The organism is Archangium violaceum (genome assembly GCF_016887565.1).
Classification (GTDB): domain Bacteria; phylum Myxococcota; class Myxococcia; order Myxococcales; family Myxococcaceae; genus Archangium; species Archangium violaceum_B.
The window spans coordinates 4023529-4047528 of record NZ_CP069396.1; the positions used below are offsets into that span (position 1 = coordinate 4023529).

Below are 24000 nucleotides of genomic sequence, written 5' to 3' on the forward strand. Positions count from 1 at the left end.
CGCGTACCCTCACCCCCGTCCCCTCTCCCGGTGGGAGAGGGTTTAGTTGGGACGCTTCGGTTTGCGGGGACGTTCTGGGTCCGGTTCCGCTTCGTCGTTCCCCGCGATGTCCGCCGTCATCACCGCTTTAGCCCCGAAGCGCTCCGCGATCTTGTCCAGCGCCGCGTTCAGCTTGTCGCTCCGCTTCGGTTTCTCCGGCTCCGTGAAGAGCCCGAGTTGTCTCGGCTGTTCCTCCGTCCCCAACTCCTGCATGGACACCCCGGTCAGTCTCACCGGCTTGTCCTCGTGCGCCTTCTCCAGCAGCTCCCTCGCCACCCGGTAGAGCGTCTGCCCGTCATCCGTCGGTGAGGGCAGGGTGATTCGTCGGGTGATGAGCGTGAAGTCCGCGAACTTCAGCTTGAGCTGCACCACCCGTCCCTTCACGCCCGCCCGTCGCAGCCGGCGGCCCACCCGCAGCGCTTGCGAGTGGATGTGCGGGCTCAGCTCCTCCATCCCCGTCAGATCCTCGTCGAACGTGTCCTCCGCTCCCACGCTCTTCGCCTCGCGGTCCGGTATCACCTCCCGCGGATCGATCCCGTGTGCCAGGTCCCACAGGTGACGCCCGCTCGCGCCCCACCTCGCCTCCATCCACGCCGCGTCCCGCTTCGCCACGTCGCCGATCGTCTCCAGCCCCTCGCGCTTGAGCGCCTCCTCCGTCTTTGGCCCCACCCCCCACAGCCTCCCCACCGGCAGCCCCGCCAGGAACGCCACCGTCTCCTCCGCCCGCACCTCCCGCTGGCCGTTCGGCTTCGCCACGTCCGAGGCGATCTTCGCCACGAACTTCACCGCGGCGATCCCCGCCGATGCCGGCAGGCCCGTCTCCGCCGCGATCTCCTTGCGGATCCGCCTCGCCATGTCCGCCGGCGCTCCGAACAGCCCCACCGAGGCCGTCACGTCCAGGAAGGCCTCGTCCAGCGACAGCGGCTCCACCAGCGGCGTGTATCGCTCGAAGATGGAGAACACCTGCTCGCTCGCCTCGCTGTACGCGCTGAATCGCGGCTTCACCACCAGCGCGCCCGGTGCCATCTTCATCGCCCGCGCCATCGGCATCGCGCTGCGCACCCCGTACTTGCGCACCTCGTACGATGCCGCCACCACCACCCCGCGCCGTGCGTCCCCGCCGACAATCAACGGCTTGCCCCGCAGCTCCGGGTTGTCCCGCTGCTCCACCGACGCATAGAAGGCGTCCATGTCCACGTGGATGATGGCTCGCATCGCTGCACTCACTGTAGTGGACCCCTCTGACGCTCACTCCTCATGAAGACCCTCACCGAATACCTCTCCGTCCACACCCGCGAACGCCGTGAGCTCGTCCGCATCACCGACACCGTCGCCGAGCTCGTTCGCAAGAGTGGCATCCAGGAAGGCATGGTGCTCGTCTCCGCCATGCACATCACCGCCGGTGTCTTCGTCAATGATGACGAGTCCGGTCTCCACGAGGACATCTGGGAGTGGTTGCAGCACCTCGCTCCCCAGGGGCCCGACTACCGCCACCACCGCACCGGCGAGGACAACGGGGACGCCCACCTCAAGTCCCTCCTCATCCACCACCAGGTCATCCTCCCTGTCACCGCCGGGAAGTTGGATCTCGGGCCCTGGCAGCAGGTGTTCTACGCCGAGTTCGATGGTCAGCGCCGCAAGCGCCTTGTCATCAAGGTCATGGGCGAGTAGGGCCCTCGGGGTTCATCCCGGGGCTCGGGTACCCTCACCCCGACCCTCTCCCGAAGGGAGAGGGAGGGAGTGGTGCTCGAGCACCTCGAGGAGCTCCCGGGGCAGGGGGCTTTCCACTCGCACCCGCTGCTTCGTCACCGGGTGCGTCAGCCCCAGTGCCTTCGCGTGCAGGAAGAAGCGGCCCAGCCTGGCTTCCTCTCGCCCTCCGTACAGCGTGTCTCCCACGATGGGCGCTCCCACCGCCGCCAGATGCGCTCGCACCTGGTGCAGCACCCCCGTGGAGATTCGGACCTCCACCAGGCTGTACTCCCCCGCGCGCTCCAGCACCCGGAACTCCGAGTGCGCATCCCGCGCCCCCTCGCCTCCGTCCAGCGCTGGCTCCACCCGGTCCGGATGTCTCGGGTGGTGGCGCAGCGGCAGGTCGATCTCCCCTTCGTCCGCCAGCGGCCCCGTCACCAACGCCCAGTAGCGCTTGTCCACCTCGCGCCCGCCGAACGCCTCGCGCACCGCCTCCCACGCCTCGCGCGTGCGTGCCGCCACCATCACCCCGGACGTCTCGATGTCCAGCCGGTGACACAGCCCGCCCTCGCGCTCGTCCTCCGAGGCCTCCGCGCACTCCGGGTAGCGCGCGATCAGCGCATTGGCCACCGTGCCCGTCTCTCCCGGCTGCAGCGGGTGCGACGGCTTGCCCGCGGGCTTGTCCACGAACACCAGGGACTCGTCCGTGTGCAGCACTCCCAGCGGCGCCTCCGGCTCCGGCACCACCTCGCGCCGCTCCTCCGGCACCACCACGGTGATCCGCTGCCCCACCGCCACCAGCAGGCCCTTCTTCGCCGCCCGGCCGTCCACCTTCACCGCGCCCGACTCGAAGAGCTTCTTCAGCTTCGCCCTCGACAGCCCCAGCGCCTCTCCGATGAAGAGGTCCACTCGCTGCCCCGCCTTGCCTGCCTCCACCACCAGCGTGTGCGTCGTCCCTGTCGTGCTCACTCGGAGAGTGCCTCGTACACTTCCTCCGCCGTCTGGAACCGGTCGTCCGGTTCCTTCCGGATGAGGCGATGGGCCACCCGGGCCAGCTGCGCATCTCCCCTCTGGTTGAGGGCCAACAGTGGCGGGGGCTCGGTTTCCAGCACCTTGTGCCACAAGTCCACCGGGGACTTCGCGTCAAAAGGCGGCCGCCCGCTCATCAGCTCGTAGATGATGACACCCAGGCTGTAGAGATCCGCTCTCCCATCCAGGGGCTCGCCCAATATCTGCTCCGGCGACATGTAGCGGAACGTCCCCACCATGCGCCCGTCCAGCGTCATCCCCGCGTCGTCCGCCAGGAACTTCGCCAGCCCGAAGTCCATCAGCCGCACCTGCCGGTCCTCGTCCACCATGACGTTGGACGGCTTCAGGTCCCGGTGCACCAACCCGTGCGCGTGGATGTAGGCCAGCGCCTCGCACACCTGCAGCATCGCGTCCTTCAGTCGGCCTACCCGCTCTGGCCGGTTCAGCTCCTCCAGCCGCGCCGCCGGCTCGCGCTTCACCGGCTCCGTTCCTGGCTCCGTCACGTCGTACGGCAGCTCGAAATCCAACGGATCCACCTCGTCCGAGTCCGAGCCCAGCCACGGATCCATCGGCACCGGCAACACCGCCGCCGAGCCGGACGTCCCGAAGCGCATGGAGGGGGCCAGCTCGTCGCTCGGCGCCTCCTCGGCGAAGGCCGACAGGTCGAAGGGCAGGGGCCGCGCCTCGCCCGACTCCAGCTCCCGGCCCGAGACCGCCTCCATCGAGGTCGACCCTCCCGACGAAGCCGGCCCTTCGGACCGCCGGAACAGTCCCGAGCCCGAGGACCCGCTCGCGGGCGACAGCAGCTCCTCTCCCCTCAGCGACAGGTAGTCCCGCAGCGTCAGCCCCTCGATGAGCTCCATGACCAGGAACGGCGAGCTCTGGAAGACACCGGTGTCGTACACCTTCACCACATTGGGGTGGGACAGGTCCGCCAGTGTCTCGAACTCCCGCACCAGGCGCCTGGCCGCTCGGGAGTCCATGGCCGGGCCGCCCGTGAGCAGCTTCAGGGCCACCGGATCGTTCGTACGGCTGTCAAGGGCCCGGTAGACGGTCCCGATGCCACCACTTCCAAGCGTCTCGAGGACGCGATAGGGACCGATGACCTTGGGACGCATCAAGTCAGAGATCCTAGATACCCTGTCGCGTCGGGGTCAAACTCCCTCCAGGCGGAGAGGAGTGTGGGATGCTCGGCTCCGGCTATGATGCGCGCCCGGATCCGTGCCCAGTCAGAGGAATCTGCCCTTGAGTCACGTCGGTAAGTACCAGCTCGTCAGCAAGCTCGCCACCGGAGGCATGGCCGAGGTGTTCCTCGCCAAGGCCGCCGGTCCCATGGGGTTCGAGAAGACGCTCGTACTCAAGCAGATCCTCCCCCACCTGGCCGAGGATCCGCAGTTCGTGGAGATGTTCCTGGGCGAGGCGAAGCTGGCCGCGCAGCTCAACCACCCCAACATCGTCCAGATCTTCGACTTCGGTGAGTCCGAGGGCGCCTATTACCTGGCGATGGAGTACATCGACGGGCCGAACCTGCGCATCCTGTCCAAGCGCGCACGCGCCGCCGGGGTGCCGTTGCCGCCGGCCTACTGCGCGAAGATCATCGCCTCGGCGTGCGAGGGCCTGGCTTTCGCCCATGACTTCGTGGACCCGGACACCGGTGAGTCCCTGGGCCTCATCCACCGCGACATCAGCCCCGACAACATCCTGCTGTCGCGCCAGGGCGCGGTGAAGGTGGTGGACTTCGGCATCGCCAAGGCCGCCAACCAGAGCCACAAGACGCAGACGGGCCTCATCAAGGGGAAGATCGCCTACATGCCGCCGGAGCAGCTCCAGGCCCGGCATCTGGACCAGCGCGTGGACGTGTACGCGCTCGGCGTCGTGCTCTACGAGCTGCTCACCGGGCAGAAGCCGTTCGATGCCACCACCGACGTGAGCATGATGCAGGCCATCCTCTTCGAGCCACTCGTGCCCGCGGTGTCTCGCCGGGCGGATCTGCCGCGTGCCATGGTGCAGATCCTGGATCGCGCGCTCGCCAAGGTGCGCGAGCACCGCTACCCGGACTGCCGCGCCTTCCAGGCGGACCTGGAGCACTTCATCCTCTCCACCGGAGAGCCGGTGGGCGCCTACCAGCTGTCGCAACTGGTGGCCAGACTGTCCGGCGACAACGCGGGGCCCGGATCCACGTCCTCTGCCGGCAGCGGTCCCAAGAGTCGTCCCGGCAGTGGCACGCGCCTTCCCGCTTCCGAGTCCGTCGCCCAGGCCTCTTCGAGCCGCTCGAGTGGCGGGACCCGGGCCGCTTCCGCGAACCCGAGCAGCGTCGACAGCGCGACGCGCGTCGCCCAGAACGAGGACGAGCCGGACACGATCCGTTCGGAGCCGGTGCCTCCCGCCACGCTCATCTCTTCCAGCAGGCCCGCCGCGACCGCGGTCGGCCCCGAGGCGGAGGATGTCGCCCTCGCCCTTCCCAAGCGCCGCACGGGTCTGGTGCTCGGGCTCGGGGGCATCGTGCTGCTCGCCGCGGGAGGGGCAATTGTGTTCCTCCGCGGTGGCTCCGAGCCGCAGCCGTCCCCCTCTCCCATCGAAATCCGTTCGAACTCCCCCTCGACGAAGGGGACCTCGCAGGGGACGGGGAGCGCTTCCACCGGGACGCCGCCAGTGGATGTTCCGCCTGCCGGCACCGAGTCCCAGCCGAAGGTGGCCGCCGTGGACCCGGCGACGAACCCGCTGCCCCCCCAGCCTCCGGAAGGGGACAAGCCCGCTCCGAAGCCCTCCGATGAGAAGACTGCCCCCGTCGCCGGGCTGTCGACGCCACCGGACAAGGACAAGGAGCCGTCCGGGAAGAAGCCGAAGAATGGGGGCGGCGTACGGCCGCCGCCTCCATCGACCCTCCGGCGCGCGACCGTGGAGAAGGCCTCCCTGGAGTTCCGCATCCGGCCCTACGCCATCGTGGTGCTCGATGGGAGGCAGCTCGGCCAGACGCCCCTGGCTGCCGCCGAGGTCGAGGTGGGCTCGCACACCGTGAAGCTCATCAACAAGGATCTCGGCAAGGAGATCACCCGCACCTTCGAGGTGAAGGCGGGTCAGCCCAATATCTTCAAGCACAACCTGCTCGAGGATTGATGCCCGTCCGTATTCCAACTCCTGATGGAGTCGCGTAGCCGCGATGAGGTAGGTTTGAAACTCACTGCCTTGCGGACGAGTAGGTGAGTGACAAGGGCAGGTGGGGTGAACGGCCATGTCCGGGGCCGTTCCACCCCGTGCGGCGACCGCTCGGGTTGTTGGGACGACCGCTCCTGCACGCGCCCGTGGACGTAGCCCGGTGGGGCCTCTATCTTGCGCAGCCTCATGGAACGCCCTGCGTCACCTCCTTCCCTCACTGCCCTCGAGCGACTCGTCCAGGAACGGCCCCTGCCGCGCCACGTGGGTATCATCATGGACGGCAATGGTCGTTGGGCGGAGATGCGCGGCCTTCCGCGGGTGGAGGGTCACCGAGAGGGCTCCACCAGTGTGCGTGAGGTGACGCGCTGCGCCCGCCGTGTAGGCGTGGAGGCTCTCACCCTCTATGCCTTCTCCTCGCAGAACTGGGCCCGCCCCGCCGAGGAGGTGGCCGCGCTCATGGACCTGCTGCGCGAGTACCTCGAGAGCGAGCGCGCGGAGATTCTCGAGAACGGCATCCGGCTCAACGCCATCGGCGAGGTGGACAAGCTGCCGCGCTTCGTGAAGGAGCCGCTGGACAGGCTGCGGGCGGACTCGGCGCACAACAAGGGCATGGTGCTGACGCTGGCACTGTCCTATGGCGGACGTGAGGAGCTGGTACAGGCCGCGCGCCGCGTGGCCGAGGCCGCCAGCAAGGGCGAGTTGTCGCCCGAGCAACTGGATACCAAGGGCTTCGAGTCCTTCCTCTGGACGCACGACCTGCCGCCGGTGGACCTCGTGGTGCGTACCAGCGGCGAGCAGCGCATTTCCAACTTCCTCCTCTGGCAACTGGCGTACGCGGAGCTGTGCTTCAGCGACGTCCTCTGGCCGGACTTCCGGACCGAAGCCTTCCTTCGCTGCCTGGCTCAGTACCAGCAACGCGAGCGGCGTTTCGGCCTCACCTCCGCGCAACTCAAGCGGGAGGACTCCCAGCGGGCCAAGGCGTGAACGAGAAGAACAAGAACCTCGTCATCCGACTCGTCTCGGCGGTGATTCTGCTGCCGGTCGTCGTCTTCCTGCTGTTCATGGGAGGCGCGTACAGCGCGGGCCTGCTGGCCGTGGCCGCGGCCATCTGCGCCAGCGAGTACTACACCATCACCCAGAAGACGCTGTCGCCGGCGGCCTGGGTGGGCATCGTGCTCGCGGGCGTGCTGCCCTTCCTGCCGTTGAGGAACCCGGAGCGCACGGGCGAGGGGGCCTTCTGGGTGACGGCCTTCTTCCTCTTCTTCGCCTTCACCTACCACCTCATCCGGGGCCCGCTGCAGGAGGCCCCCACGCGAGTGTCCCACCTGGTGACGGGCTTCCTGTATGGCTCGGTGGGAATGACGGCCCTGTCCGCGGTGCGGCTGATGCCGGACGGGCTGGCCTGGGTCATCGCCGCGCTCGTCATCACCTGGGCCAACGACACCGCCGCCTACTTCGCCGGCCGCTTCCTGGGCCGGCACAAGCTGTACCCGGCGGTGAGCCCCAACAAGACCTGGGAGGGCTTCGCGGGCGGCCTGGTGGGCTCGGTGGGCGGCATGTTCATCGCCCGGGCCTTCTTCTTCCCCGTCTTCACGGTGGCTGACTGCCTGCTGCTCGGCCTCTTCGGCGGCATCCTCGGACCCATCGGGGACCTGTGCGAGTCCATGCTCAAGCGGGCATACGGGGTGAAGGATTCCGGTCGTGTCATCCCCGGGCACGGCGGCATCCTGGACCGCATCGACGCGCTGCTCTTCAACGCGCCCCTGGTGTTCGTCTACATCACCTTCGTGCGCGGTCTGCTCTCGTAACAGCCGACGATTGTCCGGTTGGCTGGACTGCCGGCCTCGAAGCGCATTGTCCGGCATGGTTCCCACGGTTACTGTTGGCACCATGCTTCAAGGTCCCGGTCTATTCATCCTGCTTCTCGGTGTGCTCATCACCGTCCACGAGCTGGGCCACTTCCTCGTGGCCAAGGCCTGCGGGGTGAAGGTGCTCCGCTTCTCCATCGGGTTCGGGCCGAAGCTGTTCGGTTTCACGAAGGGGGAAACGGAATACCAGGTGGCCATCCTGCCCCTGGGCGGCTACGTGAAGATGGCCGGGGACTCGCCCCACGAGGAGCTGGCTCCCGAGGACGCCGGGCGTGGCTTTCTGAACGCCGCGCCCTGGAAGCGCGCCCTCATCGTGGCGGCCGGGCCGTTCTTCAACCTGGTCTTCCCCGTCCTCATCTACTTCTTCGTCTTCGTCGGCTCCCACGAGGCCATCTCCACCAAGGTGGGATTCGTGGACCCGGCCATGCCCGCGGCGACCGCCGGCATCCGTCCGGGAGACCGGATCATCGCCGTGGATGGCGAGAAGGTGCGCACCTTCGAGGAACTGCGCGACACCTTCGTCGGCCGCTTCGAGCGCCCCATCCCCATCACCGTCGAGCGCGATGGCAAGCAGTCCATCGTCGAGGTGACGCCGCGGAAGGTCACCGACTCCAACGGCATCGATCCGGTGGAGCGGGGGCAGATTGGCATCCAGTACGCCCGCAAGCCCGCGGTGCTGGGTGTGTCGCCGGGTTCTCCCGCCGCTCAGGCGGGGCTGAAGACCTTCGATCGGGTCCTGTCCATCAACGGGGTGAGCATCCCGGACGAGGCCGCCCTCCATGAGCAGTTGGCGAAGCTGGAGGGGCCGCTGGAGGTCGCCGTCCAGCGCATGCGGCCGGTGATGGCCGGCGCGGTGACCGGTGGCGTGCCGTCCGTCGTCAAGGTGACGGTGCCGAAGCAGCCGGGCAACGACGGGTTCACGGCGCTGGGCGCGGAGTCCTCGGATCTCTACGTCGTCTCCGTCAACCCCGGCAGCGTGGCGGACAAGGCCGGCATCCGGGCGGGGGATCGGCTCATTTCCTTCAACGGCGAGCCGCTGCGCTCCTTCACCGTGCTGCTGGCGGAGCTCAGCAACCTGAAGGATCAGCCCTTCCAGCTCACCTGGCGCTCGGCGGACGGGCAGGAGCACACGCAGAAGCTCGCCCAGGCGCCCTACAACACCCGGAGTGAGTTCTCACAGGAGGCCCGGCTCGAGCTGGGTGTGGACCCCTGGTATCCCTCCTCGGCGGAGCTGCTGCCCGTGGACATGGTGACGGTGGATATCAGCCCCGGAGACGCGCTGCGTCAGGCCGCCACCGTCGTGCCCCGGATCGTCGGGCAGATGGTGACAGTGCTCGGCCGCATCGCCACCAACCAGATGTCCACGAAGACGCTGGGCGGGCCGGTGATGATGTACCAGCTGGCGTCCAAGAGCGCGGAGCAGGGCTGGGAGAGCTTCTTCCACCTGATGGCCGTCATCTCCATCAACCTGGGGGTGATGAACCTGCTGCCCATCCCCATCCTCGACGGCTTCCACCTGCTGTCCGCCTTCTGGGAGGGCATCCGCCGCCGCCCCATTCCGGTGCGCGTGCGCGAGGTGGCGAACGTCGTCGGCCTCATCCTCCTGGCCGCGTTGATGGTGATGGCCTTCTACAACGACATCAATCGACTCATCTTCGGGTAGGGGTGCGATGCGGCGGCTGCTCATGGGCGTGACGGTGGGGGTGGGGGTTCTGGTGGGGTGCGCGCCGCGTGCTACCCGGCCAACCTCTTCCGAGGAGCGGGAAGTGGTGCGGCCGGAGAAGCAACCCCCATCACGGGCGTACCTCGAAGAGGGGGTCGCCTCGTACTACGGCCCGGGCCTGGTCGGCCGGCCCACCGCCAGCGGCGAGAAGCTGGACCTCAAGGCCTTCACCGCCGCGCACCGCAAGCTGCCCTTCGGCACGTGCCTGCGCGTGGTGAACATGGAGAACGGGCGCTCGGTGCAGGTGCGCGTCAACGACCGGGGCCCCTTCGTCCGGGGGCGCGTGGTGGACGTGTCGCTCGCCGCGGCGAAGCAGCTCGACATGCTGGACAAGGGGTTGGCCCGGGTGCGCCTCTACCGCTGCGCGGACCGCACCTCCTTCCTCTTCATCCCCTTCGGCCCGCTGGCGGGGTAGAAGCCTCGCATGTTCCTCGCGCTCGATACCTCCACCCTCACGCTGTCCCTGGCCCTCGTGGAGCGGGAAGGGGAGGGCGTCCGCGTCCTCGAGCACGTGGTGGTGGGGCCTCCGAAGAAGCAGAGCGAGGTGTTGCCTGGCATCGTCGGCGAGGTGCTCGCGCGGCACGGGGTGGTGCTGAAGTCCCTGGAGGGGCTGGCCATCGGCCTGGGTCCGGGCTCCTTCACCGGCCTGCGCATCGGTCTGTCCTGCGTGAAGGGGCTCGCGTACGCGGCGGGCCTCAACGTGGCCGGGGCGTCGTCGCTCGCGGCCGTGGCCCTGGAAGGTCCCGAGGGTCCGCCCCTCTTCGCCCTCGCGGTGGCGCGCAAGGATGACCTGTACCTGGGGCGCTACCGGCGCGTGGGCCAGCGCGTGGAGGCGCTGGGGCCCGAGGAGGCCATGAGTCCGGAAGAGGTGGCCGCGCGCATGGCCTCCGAGCCGGAGGCGCTCGCGCTGGGACCCGCCCTGACCGATTATCGCTCGGCCCTGGAGGCCCACGGCGTGGCTCCCTCGCGGCTGCTGCACGCGCCCGATTTCCCCTCGGCGGTGGCGCTGGCGCACCTGGTGCGCTTCCCCGAGCAGCGCTCGCTGGAGGCGATCTTCGCGCTGGAGCCGCACTACGTCCGGGCCTCCGAGCCCGAGCGCAACCCCAAGTTCCCCCCTCTGCCCGGGCCTCCTCCCACCGCTCGCCTCAAGGAAGACTGAGGCCCGTTTCCGGTAGGGGGCTCTACACCCGCCAGGTGCGCGCCACCGTCTCCATGCGCTCGGCGGCCTCGCGCAGCGTGCCCGTGGCCCTCGTGGTGGCCTGCAGACTCCGCATCGTCTCGTCCATCAGCGTGGACAGGTCCGTCACCGCGGTGAAGATCTGCGAGATGCCCGCGTTCTGCTGGTTCACCGCGACGGCGATCTGCCGCGCCGCCCCCGCGTTGTCCCGCACGATGGACGTCAGCTCCCGGAGGCTCTCGCCGCTCTCCCGCATCTGCTCGAGCCCCGCCTGCATCTGCGCCTGACCCTTCTCGGTCATCGTCACCGTGGTCTGGATGGACTGACGGATGTCGTCGAGGATCTCCCGCACCCGGCCGGTGGAGTCGATGGACTGGTCCGCCAGGCTGCGGATCTCCCGCGCCACCACGCCGAAGCCCTTGCCGTGCTCGCCCGAGCGCACGGCCTCGATGGCCGCGTTGAGCGCCAGCATGTTCGACTGGTCCGCCAGGTCCTTCACCGTCTGGGCGATGTCGCCAATCTGCAGGGTGCGCTCGCCGAGCGAGACGATGCTGCTGGCCAGGCGCCCCACCTTCGCGTGCAACTCCTTGAGGCCCTCGAGGCTCGCGTTCACCTTCGCCTCGCCCGCGCTGCCCACCTCGTCGGCCCGGGCGGCCACCTCCAACACGGCCTGCGAGCGCTCCGCCGCCATCTGCGAGGTCTGCTGAATCTCCTGCGCGGTGACCTGGGTCTCCTGGATGGCCGATGCCTGGCGCGCGAGGTTGCCCTCCTGCACCTCGGACGCCCGGCTCAGCTCGGCCACGGCCTCGGTGAGCACGCGCGTGCCCTGCTGCAGGCCGAGCGTGGACTCGCGCACGTGTTCCATCATTCGCGCGAAGGCACGGGCCAGATCGCCCACCTCGTCCTGGCTGTGCACCTCCACGCGCTGGGAGAGATCTCCCTCCTGGACGACGCGCGTCACCGTCTCGCTCAGCGCGGCGATGGGACGGGTGATGCCACGCGCCAGCCACCAGGCGCCTACGATGGCCAGCCCCACGAAGAACGCCAGCATTCCGAATGCCACCGTGGCCGCCTGGTTCACGGGGGCGTAAGCCTCCACCGCGTCCACCTTCGCCACGAAATGCCAGCCATCTCCCACGTCCTGCTCGGTCGTGTCGTTGATGGCCACCTCGGACACGGGCCGGTCGAACGGAGCGGCATCGGGGGGGCGCGAATCGAAGAGGAGCGTGCCATCCGCGCGTCGCACCTCCAGGGCGAACGTGCTCTGCGCGCGCTCGTGGGCCCGCCGTACCGCGGCCCTCACCACGCTGCCGACCTGGCTCCAGTCATACGCGGCCAGCAGTATGCCGATGCGACCGCCGCCGAGCGGGCTGAGCACCGGCGCGGCCAACGGCAGGACCCGCCGGCCAAAGATGGGATCCTTCTCGGTCGAGAGTGAGTCGGCGGTGAAGCGCCCCTCCAGCGCCGCCCGGTACCACGCCGTCTCGCGCACCTCGCGCTCCTTGCCCTGATAGGACTTGAGCAGCTCCTCCGTGCTGGCGGAGACGGCGCGCCCCTTCTCGTCGAAGAGGACGAAGCCCCTGACGGAGGGGTGCCGCTTCGCCAGCCCCGCGAGCACCGCGTCGCTCTTCTCGTAGGTGTCGAAGAGCAGTGCCCCTCGCAGGATGGCGTCCTCGGACCAGCTGCGTACGCTCGCCTCGCGCTCGGCGAACGTCCGCTCCACCAGGTCCTTGAGGCCCTCGGCCTCCACCTTGAGCGTGGAGTGGATCTGCTTCGACAGCGTGCGCCGGGTGAAGGACAGGCCCAGGCTCGTGAGCGACAGGAGGGACAGGGCCGACAGCAGGGCCACGGCCAGGGTGAGGCGGCTCCTCAGCTTGAGGTTGCCCAGGAAGGGGTTGTTCATGATGTCAGAGCTCGAGCAGGGAGACGGACACGGTGAGGGCGCCGATGACACGGGCGCCGTCCTTCACCGGCAGGGAGACCTGGACGACGTAGGCCTGGGAGGACTCATCGAAGAAGGGCTTCTCGCGCAGTTCCCCGCCCCGGCCACCGTTGAAGGCCGCGCGCCACTTGGCCTCGTCGCCCTGCCAGTAGTCGGAGGTGCGGCGCGTCGCGCCCACCAGCGCGCCCTGGTTGTCCATGATGAAGGCCTCGGCCACCACCCGGCCCAGTTGCTCGCGGTAGCGGTGGAGCGAGCGCGTGCATGCGCTGCTCAGGATCTTCCGCTTGAAGGGAGTGAGGGCGGGTGTCGCGGTCCACTCCGTGTCCAACTTCTGGAGGGTCTCCACCGGGACGCGCTGGGCGTTCTGCCGCTTTACTTCTCGCACCACCACCGGATCCCTGGCGAGTCGCCGGAACTCGGGCATCAGCGCGTCTACCTTCTGCAACTGCGCCGCACCATCCGGAGGCAGTTGTGTGAGCAGCAGTAACGAGACGATCGTCCACATCGATAGGGATCACCGTCCGGCCATGCGGAGATGCGTGCGGGTGACCCACTCTGGCCACCCGTGGCCGGCGCTTCTGGCGCGCAGTCTATCCGATGGATGGAGGGGTCCTTGCGGGCACGAGAGGAGGCCTCCGAGCAGGCGCATGCCCTCAGACCCGAAGCCAGGGGAGCGAGGGGAGCGCCGGTCAGGTCTGGTTGACCAGACCTGAAAAACACCGGCCGTGCGTGCAGGTCAGGTCTGGTTGACCAGACCTGAAAAACACCGGCCGTGCGTTCACGTGCAGGTGAGGTCTGGTTGACCAGACCTGATGTCGCATGCTGGCCTACAGCATATCCACCCACCCGGGCTTCCGGGCAACCAGAAGGGCAGCCCACTCGGACCGGGGCTGGGGTAAAGGACGCGCCATGAACGAGAACCTGCGAATCGCCGTGGTGGGCGCCACGGGCGTGGTGGGCAGCGAGGTACTCTCCGCCCTGTTCGACCGGGACTTCCCCGCCGAGCGGCTCACCGTGCTGGCCTCGGAGCGCTCCGAGGGCGAGGAGCTGGAGTACGGGGAGGAATCCCTGGGGGTGGAGAAGGCTACCCCCGAGTCCTTCCGGGGCATTGGCCTGGCGCTCTTCGCCACGCCAGCGGACGTGTCGCGCACGCTCGCGCAGGCCGCCCAGGCCGCGGGAGCCTGGGTGGTGGACGTGAGCTCCGCCTTCCGTGCCGATGGCAACGTCCCGCTGGTGCTTCCCGGCTTCAACTCCGAGGTGCTGGGCGCCTCCTTCAAGGGCCGCATCGTGTCCGTGCCCTCGGCGGTGACGAGTGCCCTGGCGACCCTGCTCGAGCCGCTGCGCCAGTCCTTCGGAGTGGCCCAGGTACAGGTGACGGCCCTCATGGGGGCGTCCTCCGCGGGCCAGCGGGGCCTGCGCGAGCTGGAGCAGCAGACGGCGGCCCTCCTCTCCGGCCGCGAGCCCGAGTCCCACGCCTTCCCCCAGCGCGTGGGCTTCAACCTGGTGCCTCAGGTGGGTCCCTTCCTGGCCAACTCTCCCTGGACGGAGGAGGAGGCCGGTTGGACGTTGGAGGCCGCTCGCCTCTTCGCCCCCAAGGGGGAGATCCCCGTGGTGGCCGGTACCGCCGTGCAGGTGCCCTCCTTCTATGGTCACGGGCTGAGCCTCCATGTGCGGCTGCGGAAGCCCGCCTCGGTGGACCAGGCGCGCGCCGCCCTCAAGGGCTCGCCCGCGGTCAAGGTGCTGGATTCACCCGGAGAGAAGATCTACCCCATGACCAGCCTGGTCACCGCGGACCCCACCGTCCACGTGGGCCGGCTGCGCTCCTTCCCCCAGGCCCCCGAGTGGCTCACCCTCTTCGCCGCCGTGGACAACGCCGGCCGGGGTGCCGCCCTCAACCTCGTGGAGGCCGGACTGCGGCTCACCGAGCGCCCCGCCTGACAATTTGGCAAGGCCTCCGGGACGCCCCTGCCCATTTGACCGGGGAGGGGCTCCTTCCCCCTCGGAAATGAAGGGAGGGGGGCCGGGTTCTTCCTGGCCTCTGGCTTGCTACCCTCCTGCCCGCCCATGCGTAACCTCCTCCTTCTCACCGCCGTGCTCCTGTCGTCCGCGGCCTCCGCCCAGGCAGTGCAGTTGCGCCTGTCCACCGGGCAGGAGACGCGGAGCTTCGGACCCAAGACCTGCACCGGGGTCGTCGCCGTCACCTGGACGAGGACCGGTACCGTCTGTGACCAGCTCTCCTTGTGGCTCACCCAACCCGGCAAGGACTGCGGTGACAGCCCCGCCACCGGCGACGTCAGCCTGGATGCCATCTCGAGGGACACGCTCCTGGCTCAGGGGACGGGCAACTTCCAGGTCGACCTCAGCCAGTTGCCCTTCCCCATCACGGACGGCGGCGGTGGATGCGGTTCCCTGGCGCAAGACGCGACGTTCCGGTTGTGTGGTGCCACCAAGAGCCCCTCGGGCCTCTACGGGGAGACGTGCAACACCGTGTTGAGGGCGTCGGGGATGAAGTTCGTCTATGACGGGACGCCGCCGGCCGCGCCCGTCATCGAGGACGCGCAGGGCCTGGACGAGGCCCTGCTCGCGGACGTCAGCGAGCCCACGGGCGCCACCGTCATCGAGCTCCATGTGTCGCGCGACGGCACCGAGGTGACGACGGTGAGGCAGGACGTGGGCCGGGGCGCCATCCGGGTGGAGGGGCTGGAGAACGAGGCGACGTACCAGCTGGTGGCCTACGCCTTCGATCAGGCGGAGAACCAGAGCGCGGCGTCCGAGGCCAAGGAGGCCACTCCCACCAAGACCAATGGCTTCATGGAGGAGTACGTCAACGCCGGGGGCAAGGAGACGGGCGGGTGTGGCGCGGCGGGCGGAGGAGTTGTGGGCAGTGCCGTGCTGGCCGCCCTGGGTTTCTGGTTGTCCTCAAGGAGAAATCGTTCATGACTCGAGCAGTGGCCCTCGGCGTCGCGGTGTTCCTCATCGCGCTTCCCGGTGAGGCGCAGGATATGTCCGGGGTGGCTCAGTCACCTCGCAGCGGCTCCGTGGAGTTCCGGCTCGGTGGCTGGCGGCCGCAGATGGGCAGCGAGGAGGGCCTCTCCGAGGACCCGTTCTCGAAGGTGTTCGGGGGCAGCAACCTGCTGCTCTTCGAGGCCGAGCTGCAGCGCTTCTTCTACCAGGGCATCGGCTCGGCGGGTGTGAGCGTGTCGCTCGGCTACGCGGAGAAGTACGCCGCCGCCCTGCTGCCCGGTGGGGGCAAGAGCGCGGAGCGCACGGGCTTCCACGTGCTGCCCATCCATCTGCGCGGCGTCTACCGGTTCGACTACCCCGCGTTCCACTGGGGCATTCCGCTGGTGCCCTACATCAAGCCGGGCCTCATCTACATGCCGTGGTGGGTGACCAAGGGCGGAGAGATCGAGACGCTCGAGGGCGTCAAGGGACGTGGCGGCAAGCTGGGCTGGGAGGTGGCCGGTGGCGTGTCCTTCCTGCTGGACGTGCTGGAGCCGCGGCTGGCGCGCGACTTCGACTCGGACCTCGGGGTGAACCACAGCTATCTCTTCGCCGAGTACACCTACGCGAAAGTGAACAACTTTGGCGGAGAGGGATTCAATCTCTCCGACTCGTACTGGATGTTCGGTCTGGCGCTGGATTACTAGACCGTACATGACACACCATGTGCGTCCCAACCTTCGCGCCCTGACAGTCTTCTGCCTGGTGGCCACGGCCCTGGTGGGGTCGGGCTGCCACCGGGCGGCGAGACCGGAGGCGGGGGGAGAGCGCACGGTGGAGGCTGGCGTACCGGTGGGCTTCGGCTCCGAGGCCCCGGACGCGCCGGTGGTGACGTGGGACTTCGGTGACGGCTCACCGCCGCGGCAGGGCGCGCGGGTGTCCCACGCCTTTGCTCGCGCGGGCGCGTTCACGGTGCGCGCGCTGGAGAAGGACAAGAAGGACGAGGTGCTGGCCAGCGCGCAGGTGACGGTGGTGCCGCGGCCGGTGCTGCGCGCCATTCCCGCCGAGGCCGAGGTGGCCGTCTACTTTCCCCAGCTCCGGGGCAACGTGGATCCGCTGATGGATTTCTATTCGCGGCTGGTGGGTGAGTCGCAGGCGCTCGAGTCGCTGGAGGACACCCCGCTGCTGTCGCTGGTGCTGCGCGACCTGCGGGGGGAGCCCCGGGTGGTGGATCCGGAGGAGGGCGTCGGCTTCTTCTCCCTGCCCGACTTCCAGGGCACCGTGGCGTTGCTGGGCGTGACGGATGTCGAGGCCGCGATGGACTCGGTGGTGAGGGATCTGGAGTCCGCGGGAGTCACCGTTTCCCAGCGCGAGCCCGGCGGCGCCGTCCGCTTCCAGCGCCAGAATGGGGAGCCCCTGCTGCTCTTCCCGGATCGCGGCTACCTCTACCTGGCGGTGCCGGACACGGAGGACGAGGAGTCGGAAGGGGCGGTGCCCGCATCGCAGGCGGGCGATTCCGCCCTGGAGGCGGCCCGCGCGAGCATCACGGGCATGAGCGGCCCGGGGCTGTCCGAGCTGCCGCTCCTCGGAGAGCTGCGGCAGAAGGTGGGCTCGGGCAACGTGCACTTCTTCGTGCGCCCGGTGGGCGAGGATGCCTCCTCCGGCATCCGGGGCGTCTTCGCGGCGCTGAAGGTGGAGGAGGCTCGCGCGGAGTTGGAGGGCTGGGTGGCCTCGGAGAAGGCGCTCTTCGAGGGCAAGAGCGCGCCCGGCTCGGAGCTGCTGGGGAAGGCGCCCGCGGGCCCCTTCGCCGCGCTGATGGTCTCCATTCCGCCGGAGGAGCTGGCGAAGCTCGTCTTCGGCGCGCCGGGCTCGGAGCGCCGCGAGCGGACGCTGCTGCGCCTGCGGGAGGAGGGCTTCGACGCGGCCAACGCGGACAGCCTGCTGGACGCGCTGAGGGGAGACCTGACGCTGCTGGCCTACTTCGACGCGCCGGCTTTCTACCGCAACCTGCTCAAGGGCACCCAGCGGCCGGAGCCGCGCGGCACCCTGCTGTTCGAGGCGGGACTCGTACGCTCCGAGCCGATCGTGGAATGGCTCACCGGGCGGTTGAAGGCGCGCGGGCAACCCTTCGAGGTGGTGAAGGACGCGGGCGCCACGCGTCTGCGCACGCGGGCGATGGAGCAGCCAGTGGAGTTCACCGTGACGGCCAACCGGCTGTCGATGACGGCGGGCGAGTCCATCCAGGGCCGGACCGTTGGCGACATGGGAAGCGCGCTGAGGGAGCGCTTCGGCAACAATGCCTTCGAGCCCGGCCACCTCTCCGCCATGGTGGACGTGGGCCGGTTGCGTGCCGAGCTGGATGCGCCCCAGGAGGTGCCCGGCGTGCCGGCGCAACAGCTCCCCGCGGTGCGTTCGCTGGTGGGGACGCTGCTCGATCAGTTGCCGCCCGTGGAGCTCGTCTTCGTCGACTTCAAGCCCGAGGAGGGCGGGGGGCGTTTCCGGGCGCGCACCGTGCTCCGTTCGCGCTAAGAGGGGGCCGTGCCCGATACCATCACCGTCCTGTACTTCGCCGCGGCGCGCGAGCGCGCGGGGCTGCCTCGTGAATCCCTGGAACTGCCTCCGGGCGCGCGCGTGTCGGACGTGCTGCGCCTGCTGGCCGGGCGTCACCCGGGGCTCGCGCCGCTGCTGCCGCACCTGCGGGTGGCGGTGAACCAGGAGTTCTCCAGTGCGGACGCCGAGGTGCCCGCGGGCGCGGAGCTGGCCCTCATTCCTCCCGTGGCTGGAGGCAGTGGTGGGCTCTTCCGGGTGGTGGATCGGCCGCTGCGGCTGGAAGAGGTGGTGGAGGCGGTGGCCGGCGAGGCCTATGGCGGGCTCGTCACCTTCTCGGGCTCGGTGCGCAACCAGACGCGCGGCAGGCGGGTGACGAAGTTGGAGTACGAGGCCTATCCGCCCATGGCGGAGAAGAAGCTGGCGGAGATCGGCACCGAGGTGGCCGAGCGCTTCAACGGGACGCGGTTGGCCATCGTGCACCGGGTGGGGACGCTCGTGCCGGGCGAGCTGGCCGTGGTCATCGCCGCCGCCGCGCCGCACCGCAAGGAGGCGTTCCTCGGGTGCGAGCACGCCATCGAGCGGCTCAAGCAGGACGTCCCCATCTGGAAGAAGGAGTTCTACGAGGACGGCGAGGTCTGGGTGGGTCTGGGGCCCTGAGCCTCGCCCGAGCCCCAGCTGGTGCTCAGTGGATGCCGAGGTTCGCGGGCAGCGTCTTCACGCCCGCGTCGGGCCTCGAGTCCTGGGGGATGGGGTGCGCGGGCGAGTCCACTCCGAGCCGCTTGCGCTCGGCCTGCTCCAGCTCGCGGGCCGCCTGGATGGCGCGGGCGTTGGACTCGGCCATCTTCTCGGGCGTGGGCCATGCGAGGAGGAAGCCCACCGGCAGGCTGAGGAAGAGCACCGACACCATCGCCAGCCAGCCCAGGTCGCGCAGCCGCAGGCTCGCCGCGCGCTTGCCCGCGACGGAGGGGGCGACGAGCAGGGCGAGCTCGCCCTCGGAGATGCGCAGCCGGTCCTCCTGGGTGAGCTCCACCCAGGCGCGGCCCCCGGTCCGCTGCAGCTCCGAGTCGGGCACCGCGCGGAAGGCATCGCCGCGCTTGCTCCGCTCGACGCGCGCCGCCGGAGGGATGAAGACGCGGTAGCCGTGCTCGGTGCGCTCGGCGAACAGGAAGCGCTCCTCCGGCAGGGTGAAGCCATAGAGGGGCAGGGGCACCGTCTCGTCCGGCGCGGCGATCACCTGCGGGTGCTCGGGACCGAAGCTCCACGCCTCGTTGAGGGTGGTGCCCCAGTAGAGCTCGCAGAACAGCCCCTCGTTTTTCACCTCGGTCCTCATGGCCCGGTGGAGCATAGGAGGTTCTCGTCTCCTTGGCGCTTCCTTCCGGCGGGGGGCGTTGTCCGATGCACTCCTGGTTGCCCGGGAGGCCAGCGTCGGGCCGGGCCCGGCGCTCACCCTCCGAGGTCATCCGCCAGCAGGGACATGCCGCCATCCGAGGGCTCCAGGGACTCGGTGGTGGCACCCGGGCCCGGGTGCGCGGTGCCCGCGTCGGGGGTGGTGGAGACGGGAACGACACGGGGGCCGCCATCGGGCACGGTCGGGGAGGGGGCAGCCCTAACCGGAGCGAGGGGGGTGGAGCGGGCCATGACCTGGCGCAGGTCCGCGAGCGCCACCGTGAGCAGCACCCCGAGCAGCGCGAGGAAGCCCACCGTGTGCACCAGCGTCTCCACGCGCGGGGGCACCTTCCGGTGGCTCACCACCTCGAAGAGGAGGAAGAGCATCCGCCCTCCGTCCAGCGAGGGCAGGGGCAGCAGGTGGAAGAAGGCGAGCGCCACCGAGACACTCACCAGCACGCGCAGGAAGGCTCCCATGCCGCTGGCCGCCGCGCCCGAGGACTGCTTCACCAGCCCCACCGGGTTGGCCACGACGAGGCCCTGCTTTCCCTGCATCAGGCGGTGGAGCATCCGGGTGCCCTCCGCCACCAGGTTCGCCGTGTGCGCCACGGCCTGCAGCATCGCTTGTCCCGGGTCATGGGTCCGGTACACGTACTGCTGGCTCACGCCGATGCGGCCCTCACCCCGCTCGTCCGGACGCGGGCGCACCATCACCTCGCGCGGCTCCTCCTGGCGCTCGACTCCCAGCTTCAGCTCGCGGCCGGGGTTCTGCGCGATGAGCTCCACGAACTCGGCCCAGCTTTCCAGTGGCACTCCGTCCACGCTGACGATGCGGTCCCCCGGCAACAACTGGGCGCGCGCCGCTTCCGAGCCGGGAACGATGGTGCCCACCGTGAGCGGCACCACCACATGCGTGCCCGAGGTGTAGAGCGCCACGAGGATGCCCAGGGCCACCAGGGCGTTGGTCAGTGGCCCCGCCAGCAGCACCAGCATGCGCTTCCAGGGTCCCTTCGACGAGAAGCTCGTGGGGTCCGAGGGATCCAACCCCGGCTCATGAGGGTTCATCCCATGGATGCGGACGGAGCCGCCCAGCGGCACGGCGCCGAGCACGTACTCCGTGCCCCTGAGCCGCCAGGTGAGGACCGCGGGCCCGAAGCCGAGCATGTAGCGGTGGACTCGCACGCCCACCAGCCGGGCGGCCAAGAGGTGTCCCAGCTCGTGCAGTGCCACGAGCAGGCCGAGGGCGAGGATGAGCGGGAGGTAGTGCATCCGGGGGTGCTTGCCTCAGAGCTTCCGCCGCTGCCCGGTCCGCTTGTAGGTCAGGTAGTCGGCGAGGATGGTGCCGTGGTCGAAACACAGCTCCCCGGGCAGGGTATCCACCGGGAATGTCTTGGCCTCGGCCGCGTCATCGGAGCCTACCGGCTCGCCCTGGGCCCGGCCGATGAAGACGGTGGAGATGGTGTGCTTGCGCGGGTCGCGGCTCGGGTCCGAGTAGGTGAAGAACTGCTCCACCAACTGCACGTCCAGGCCGGTCTCCTCCTTGACTTCGCGCACCGCAGCCAGGTCGAGGCGCTCGCCCTGGTCCACGAAGCCGCCGGGCAGCGCCCAACCCAGGGGCGGGTTCTTGCGGCGGATGAGCACGATACGGTCCCCCGGCAGCTCGATGATGCAGTCCACGGTGGGCAGGGGATTCTTGAACTGGGACATAGGGGGGCCAGTCTAGCTGCTGGCCTCGCGGTTGCACTCCGCACGTATGCCCGGGTTGCGCTACCCTGGGATGCGTGGCTGCTACCCGACTGTTCCGCCCTCTCCTCCTGTCCTCCCTTGCCCTCATCCTGAGCGTGGGATGTACCCGCGCCTACATCCAGAACGAGGGCGACTACGAGTTCATGGCCACGGAAGTGCTGCGCGACGACTGCGCCATGCTCTCCTCACCCGAGGCGCTCTGGGGCGGCACGCTCAAGATCTCCGGCGAGGTGGTCCGCATGGACTACGAGCTGCTCGACATCCAGCTCATGGGGTTCTTCCTCGATGGGGGCGCGGATGACGAAGACGCCTTCTCGATGGATGGCAGCGTGACCAACGCCTCGCTCACCGCCAATGGCCAGCAGTGCTTCGTGGACCAGGTGACGGTGCATCTGGAGGGCACGACTCAGTGCGCCACGCGGTTCGATGGGGTGTTGCGCGTGCGCTACGAGCCGCGGGTCCATCAGTCCGGGTGCTCCTGCGAGCTCTGGGTCCGGTATCAAGCCGTCCAGAACTCGTACTCCTGCGCCCCGGCTTCCTGAGGTGGGCCGCGGAAGGTCCCGTGCACGACAGAGCGGTCTGGCGAACGTACCATTCCTGGCGCGGAGCCCATCGCCTACGTTGCGAGCCTTCCGGTGGATGGAGGTGCACGCATGAGCTTCTCGCGGAAGTGCTCGGGACACACGCGCTTGGTGTTGGGACTGCTGGCGTCATCCTTCGTCATGACGGGGTGCCCGCCGAGAGTCACGAAGCCCTCCTCCGATTCGACGCCTCCGGTCGTGAAGTGGAATGTCTTCAACCACGGCACGAATGAGAGCCAGGACTTCACCGGCAACGCGAAGGTCACGGCCAAGAGAGGAGACCTCTTCCGGGTCACCCTGAAGGTCGAGGACCCGGAAGGTGTCAGCATGCTCTCGCTGGGCAGCAGCTCCCAGTGGACCTGTGTCTCAGGCGGCGTGGCCCAGAGCAGTGGCCCCTCTCTGGACAAGACAGACGTCCAGACCTTCCAGCCGGACAGCAGTGGCAAGGTGCTGACGAGCAGCTTCCTGATGAGGGATGCCAATCTCGACTTCAAATGCCAGCAGTCCGGATTCACCTTCTCGGGAGGTTCCGTGTCGTTCTTCGGCACCGGGGAGAACTACTTCAAGGGCAAGACCCAGGCGACGCTGGTCCTCGAGGCCAAACCCTGACGGGACAGGAGTCCCCGGGGCTCTCAGCGCTCCAGGTGGGTGATGCCCGCCTCGAGCAGCGCGGCCACGCCCCGCCGGGCCACGTGCACCACCTTGTGGCGGTGGGGCGTACCCGGCGTCGTGTAATGGGTGCTCACCTTGTGGTGCAGCTCCGTGGCGCCCCAGACGAGCACCAGGTCTCCCCACTCCAGGTCACTCTGGGCCTTGCCGGCCGTGCGCCGCTCGGTGCCGTCCACCATGCGCAGCTCGATCCGGGTTCCGAGCTTGTTCTCCAACTCCTCGCGCACCGATGGCGAGCCGCCCACCACCACCACCCGGCGCACCCCGTGGCGCTCGCACGCTTCCAGGAAGGCCACCTCGGCGCGCCGGTTGTTCGAGCCTCCGCAGTGCTCGCAATGGCTGCGGGGCTCCACCGGCAGCGGCTCCCGCCCGCTCGACCAGGCCACCTGCTGGCAGGCCGGAGCCGTGCACACCCGGTAGAAGCGCTCGGCCAGGAGCTGCTCGGCCCGCGGCAGCTTGGTTTCACTGATGCGCACCTTGCGAGGGCTGGTGAGGTTCGCCTCCTCCAGCACGGCCCGGGCGCGGGCTCGCGAGTCCGGTGAGGTGATGCCCCGCTCGCCCAACCACCCGTCGATGTCCTTGTCCGCGCTCACCTGGGCCCGTTCTCCGTGAAGAGCTCGCCCTGGGTAGGCCCGGTCTGGACCGGCGTGCCTCCGAGTGCTTCTCGTACCGGCGCGAAGCTGCGGCGATGGATGGGCAGTACCCCCCTGTCCCGGATGGCCTGCACATGCGAGGCCGTGGGGTAGCCCTTGTGCTCGGCGAGGCCGTAGCCCGGGTATCTCGCGTCCAACTCCCGCATCAACCTGTCCCTCGTCGTCTTCGCCAGCACCGATGCCGCGGCGATGCTCAGCGAGAGCGCGTCTCCCTTGATGATGCCGCGCTGGGGCAGGGTGCACTCGGGAATCGTGAAGGCGTCCAGCAGCACGTAATCCGGCCGGATGCCCAGCGCCTCCACCGCGCGGTGCATGGCCAGCAGGCTCGCCCGGCGGATGTTGAGCCGGTCGATCTCCTCCGCATCCGCCTGGCCCACCGCCCAGGCCACCGCGCCGCGCTTGATGGCCTCGGCCAGCTCCTCGCGGCGCGTCTCGTCGGCGATCTTCTTCGAGTCGTCCAGCCCCTCCAGCCGCCAGCCCTTGGGAAGGATGGCGGCCGCGGCCACCACCGGTCCGGCGAGCGGCCCCCTGCCTGCCTCGTCCACCCCGGCGATGTGCGTGTGGCCCTGCTCCCACAGCTCGCTCTCGAAGCGCAGCAGGTGGCGCAGGCGCTGGCCCTCGGCGCGGTTCTTCCCCTGGCGGGAGCGGATACGACGGGCGAGGGCCTTCGCTCCCTGGCGCGCATCCGCCTCCAGCGCCTCCAAGAGGCCCGATGGGACGGAGTGCTCCTGGGTGACGAAGCGCTCGGTCAACTCCGCGAGGGAGTGCTGGAGGAGGTCTTCCACACTCGGCATGGCGCCCTCAACCTAGCGAGTCGGGGCGCGAGGGACAAACACCGATTGAGGAAGC

Annotated in this window: 24 protein-coding genes; 14 read left to right on the forward strand and 10 right to left on the reverse strand. The window is 69.3% G+C overall.

What is annotated here, in order from left to right:
- Positions 1-42: 42 nt before the first annotated feature.
- The gene (locus tag JRI60_RS16655; protein WP_204226851.1) at positions 43-1254 is read right to left on the reverse strand and encodes a DNA polymerase IV; all 1212 of its coding nucleotides are present in this window, start codon (positions 1252-1254) and stop codon (positions 43-45) included.
- A 42-nt stretch (positions 1255-1296) separates the two neighbouring features.
- Between JRI60_RS16655 and JRI60_RS16660 the strand changes: the two genes are divergently transcribed.
- On the forward strand, positions 1297-1710 hold the full coding sequence (locus JRI60_RS16660; protein WP_204226852.1) for a secondary thiamine-phosphate synthase enzyme YjbQ: 414 nt from the start codon (positions 1297-1299) through the stop codon (positions 1708-1710).
- A 12-nt stretch (positions 1711-1722) separates the two neighbouring features.
- On the opposite strand, the gene JRI60_RS16665 is transcribed toward JRI60_RS16660, so the two are convergent.
- On the reverse strand, positions 1723-2697 hold the full coding sequence (locus JRI60_RS16665; protein WP_204226853.1) for an RluA family pseudouridine synthase: 975 nt from the start codon (positions 2695-2697) through the stop codon (positions 1723-1725).
- Positions 2694-3875, reverse strand: a complete 1182-nt coding sequence (locus JRI60_RS16670) for a serine/threonine-protein kinase (RefSeq protein ID WP_204228966.1) — start codon at positions 3873-3875, stop codon at positions 2694-2696. The genes JRI60_RS16665 and JRI60_RS16670 overlap by 4 nt, the downstream gene beginning before the upstream one ends.
- A gap of 178 nt (positions 3876-4053) precedes the next feature.
- Between JRI60_RS16670 and JRI60_RS16675 the strand changes: the two genes are divergently transcribed.
- The 6 genes from JRI60_RS16675 (at position 4054) to tsaB (ending at position 10663) form a co-directional block, all read left to right on the forward strand.
- A complete protein-coding gene (locus JRI60_RS16675; RefSeq protein WP_239470803.1) occupies positions 4054-5874 on the forward strand; it encodes a serine/threonine-protein kinase in 1821 nt (606 codons plus the stop codon).
- A gap of 225 nt (positions 5875-6099) precedes the next feature.
- A complete protein-coding gene (locus tag JRI60_RS16680) occupies positions 6100-6897 on the forward strand; it encodes an isoprenyl transferase (RefSeq protein WP_204226855.1) in 798 nt (265 codons plus the stop codon).
- The gene (locus JRI60_RS16685) at positions 6894-7721 is read left to right on the forward strand and encodes a phosphatidate cytidylyltransferase (RefSeq protein WP_204226856.1); all 828 of its coding nucleotides are present in this window, start codon (positions 6894-6896) and stop codon (positions 7719-7721) included. Before JRI60_RS16680 ends, JRI60_RS16685 begins: the two co-directional genes overlap by 4 nt.
- Before the next feature lie 82 nt (positions 7722-7803).
- Complete coding sequence (gene rseP / locus JRI60_RS16690) at positions 7804-9444, forward strand: RIP metalloprotease RseP (RefSeq protein WP_204226857.1); 1641 nt, start codon at positions 7804-7806, stop codon at positions 9442-9444.
- 7 nt (positions 9445-9451) lie between these two features.
- Positions 9452-9919 (forward strand): septal ring lytic transglycosylase RlpA family protein, encoded by a 468-nt coding sequence (locus JRI60_RS16695; protein ID WP_204226858.1) that lies wholly within the window; start codon positions 9452-9454, stop codon positions 9917-9919.
- 9 nt (positions 9920-9928) lie between these two features.
- Positions 9929-10663 (forward strand): tRNA (adenosine(37)-N6)-threonylcarbamoyltransferase complex dimerization subunit type 1 TsaB, encoded by a 735-nt coding sequence (gene tsaB / locus JRI60_RS16700; RefSeq protein ID WP_204226859.1) that lies wholly within the window; start codon positions 9929-9931, stop codon positions 10661-10663.
- Between the two features lie 22 nt (positions 10664-10685).
- Here the strand turns inward: tsaB and JRI60_RS16705 are convergent, their stop codons facing one another.
- Entirely contained in the window at positions 10686-12584 is a 1899-nt protein-coding gene (locus JRI60_RS16705) for a methyl-accepting chemotaxis protein (protein ID WP_204226860.1), read from the reverse strand.
- A gap of 4 nt (positions 12585-12588) precedes the next feature.
- Positions 12589-13128 (reverse strand): PDC sensor domain-containing protein, encoded by a 540-nt coding sequence (locus tag JRI60_RS16710; RefSeq protein ID WP_204226861.1) that lies wholly within the window; start codon positions 13126-13128, stop codon positions 12589-12591.
- 404 nt (positions 13129-13532) lie between these two features.
- Here JRI60_RS16710 and JRI60_RS16715 point away from each other — a divergent pair, with 404 nt between their 5' ends.
- The 5 genes from JRI60_RS16715 to JRI60_RS54515 all read left to right on the forward strand — a co-directional run bounded on the left by JRI60_RS16715 (position 13533) and on the right by JRI60_RS54515 (position 18773).
- Complete coding sequence (locus tag JRI60_RS16715; RefSeq protein WP_204226862.1) at positions 13533-14561, forward strand: aspartate-semialdehyde dehydrogenase; 1029 nt, start codon at positions 13533-13535, stop codon at positions 14559-14561.
- Positions 14562-14687: 126 nt separating this feature from the next.
- Positions 14688-15563, forward strand: a complete 876-nt coding sequence (locus tag JRI60_RS16720) for an MXAN_2561 family MXYO-CTERM-anchored protein (RefSeq protein ID WP_204226863.1) — start codon at positions 14688-14690, stop codon at positions 15561-15563.
- On the forward strand, positions 15560-16273 hold the full coding sequence (locus JRI60_RS16725) for an MXAN_2562 family outer membrane beta-barrel protein (protein ID WP_204226864.1): 714 nt from the start codon (positions 15560-15562) through the stop codon (positions 16271-16273). Before JRI60_RS16720 ends, JRI60_RS16725 begins: the two co-directional genes overlap by 4 nt.
- 19 nt (positions 16274-16292) lie before the next feature.
- On the forward strand, positions 16293-18095 hold the full coding sequence (locus JRI60_RS16730; RefSeq protein ID WP_239470555.1) for a PKD domain-containing protein: 1803 nt from the start codon (positions 16293-16295) through the stop codon (positions 18093-18095).
- A gap of 9 nt (positions 18096-18104) precedes the next feature.
- On the forward strand, positions 18105-18773 hold the full coding sequence (locus JRI60_RS54515) for a molybdenum cofactor biosynthesis protein (protein WP_204226866.1): 669 nt from the start codon (positions 18105-18107) through the stop codon (positions 18771-18773).
- Positions 18774-18798: 25 nt separating this feature from the next.
- On the opposite strand, the gene JRI60_RS16740 is transcribed toward JRI60_RS54515, so the two are convergent.
- From JRI60_RS16740 to JRI60_RS16750, 3 genes are all read right to left on the reverse strand, one after another.
- Positions 18799-19446, reverse strand: coding sequence for a hypothetical protein (locus JRI60_RS16740; protein ID WP_239470556.1), 648 nt, complete (start codon positions 19444-19446; stop codon positions 18799-18801).
- Between the two features lie 113 nt (positions 19447-19559).
- Positions 19560-20771: a M50 family metallopeptidase gene (locus tag JRI60_RS16745; protein ID WP_204226868.1), complete on the reverse strand. Its 1212-nt coding sequence runs from the start codon at positions 20769-20771 to the stop codon at positions 19560-19562.
- Positions 20772-20786: 15 nt separating this feature from the next.
- Positions 20787-21209 (reverse strand): NUDIX domain-containing protein, encoded by a 423-nt coding sequence (locus JRI60_RS16750; RefSeq protein ID WP_204226869.1) that lies wholly within the window; start codon positions 21207-21209, stop codon positions 20787-20789.
- A 74-nt stretch (positions 21210-21283) separates the two neighbouring features.
- Here JRI60_RS16750 and JRI60_RS16755 point away from each other — a divergent pair, with 74 nt between their 5' ends.
- The gene (locus JRI60_RS16755; protein ID WP_204226870.1) at positions 21284-21790 is read left to right on the forward strand and encodes a hypothetical protein; all 507 of its coding nucleotides are present in this window, start codon (positions 21284-21286) and stop codon (positions 21788-21790) included.
- Between the two features lie 111 nt (positions 21791-21901).
- A complete protein-coding gene (locus tag JRI60_RS16760; protein WP_204226871.1) occupies positions 21902-22438 on the forward strand; it encodes a hypothetical protein in 537 nt (178 codons plus the stop codon).
- Between the two features lie 23 nt (positions 22439-22461).
- Here the strand turns inward: JRI60_RS16760 and JRI60_RS16765 are convergent, their stop codons facing one another.
- Both JRI60_RS16765 and JRI60_RS16770 read right to left on the reverse strand, forming a co-directional pair.
- Complete coding sequence (locus JRI60_RS16765) at positions 22462-23091, reverse strand: hypothetical protein (protein ID WP_204226872.1); 630 nt, start codon at positions 23089-23091, stop codon at positions 22462-22464.
- On the reverse strand, positions 23088-23945 hold the full coding sequence (locus tag JRI60_RS16770) for a ribonuclease HII (protein ID WP_204226873.1): 858 nt from the start codon (positions 23943-23945) through the stop codon (positions 23088-23090). Before JRI60_RS16770 ends, JRI60_RS16765 begins: the two co-directional genes overlap by 4 nt.
- Positions 23946-24000 lie beyond the last annotated feature (55 nt).

Coding starts and splice junctions, on each gene's coding strand:
- JRI60_RS16655 (WP_204226851.1), bottom strand. CDS start 1,254: ATGCGAGCCATCATCCACGTGGACATGGACGCCTTCTATGCGTCGGTG.
- JRI60_RS16660 (WP_204226852.1), top strand. CDS start 1,297: ATGAAGACCCTCACCGAATACCTCTCCGTCCACACCCGCGAACGCCGT.
- JRI60_RS16670 (WP_204228966.1), bottom strand. CDS start 3,875: ATGCGTCCCAAGGTCATCGGTCCCTATCGCGTCCTCGAGACGCTTGGA.
- JRI60_RS16675 (WP_239470803.1), top strand. CDS start 4,054: ATGGCCGAGGTGTTCCTCGCCAAGGCCGCCGGTCCCATGGGGTTCGAG.
- JRI60_RS16680 (WP_204226855.1), top strand. CDS start 6,100: ATGGAACGCCCTGCGTCACCTCCTTCCCTCACTGCCCTCGAGCGACTC.
- rseP (WP_204226857.1), top strand. CDS start 7,804: ATGCTTCAAGGTCCCGGTCTATTCATCCTGCTTCTCGGTGTGCTCATC.
- JRI60_RS16695 (WP_204226858.1), top strand. CDS start 9,452: ATGCGGCGGCTGCTCATGGGCGTGACGGTGGGGGTGGGGGTTCTGGTG.
- tsaB (WP_204226859.1), top strand. CDS start 9,929: ATGTTCCTCGCGCTCGATACCTCCACCCTCACGCTGTCCCTGGCCCTC.
- JRI60_RS16705 (WP_204226860.1), bottom strand. CDS start 12,584: ATGAACAACCCCTTCCTGGGCAACCTCAAGCTGAGGAGCCGCCTCACC.
- JRI60_RS16710 (WP_204226861.1), bottom strand. CDS start 13,128: ATGTGGACGATCGTCTCGTTACTGCTGCTCACACAACTGCCTCCGGAT.
- JRI60_RS16715 (WP_204226862.1), top strand. CDS start 13,533: ATGAACGAGAACCTGCGAATCGCCGTGGTGGGCGCCACGGGCGTGGTG.
- JRI60_RS16720 (WP_204226863.1), top strand. CDS start 14,688: ATGCGTAACCTCCTCCTTCTCACCGCCGTGCTCCTGTCGTCCGCGGCC.
- JRI60_RS16725 (WP_204226864.1), top strand. CDS start 15,560: ATGACTCGAGCAGTGGCCCTCGGCGTCGCGGTGTTCCTCATCGCGCTT.
- JRI60_RS16740 (WP_239470556.1), bottom strand. CDS start 19,446: ATGAGGACCGAGGTGAAAAACGAGGGGCTGTTCTGCGAGCTCTACTGG.
- JRI60_RS16745 (WP_204226868.1), bottom strand. CDS start 20,771: ATGCACTACCTCCCGCTCATCCTCGCCCTCGGCCTGCTCGTGGCACTG.
- JRI60_RS16750 (WP_204226869.1), bottom strand. CDS start 21,209: ATGTCCCAGTTCAAGAATCCCCTGCCCACCGTGGACTGCATCATCGAG.
- JRI60_RS16760 (WP_204226871.1), top strand. CDS start 21,902: ATGAGCTTCTCGCGGAAGTGCTCGGGACACACGCGCTTGGTGTTGGGA.
- JRI60_RS16770 (WP_204226873.1), bottom strand. CDS start 23,945: ATGCCGAGTGTGGAAGACCTCCTCCAGCACTCCCTCGCGGAGTTGACC.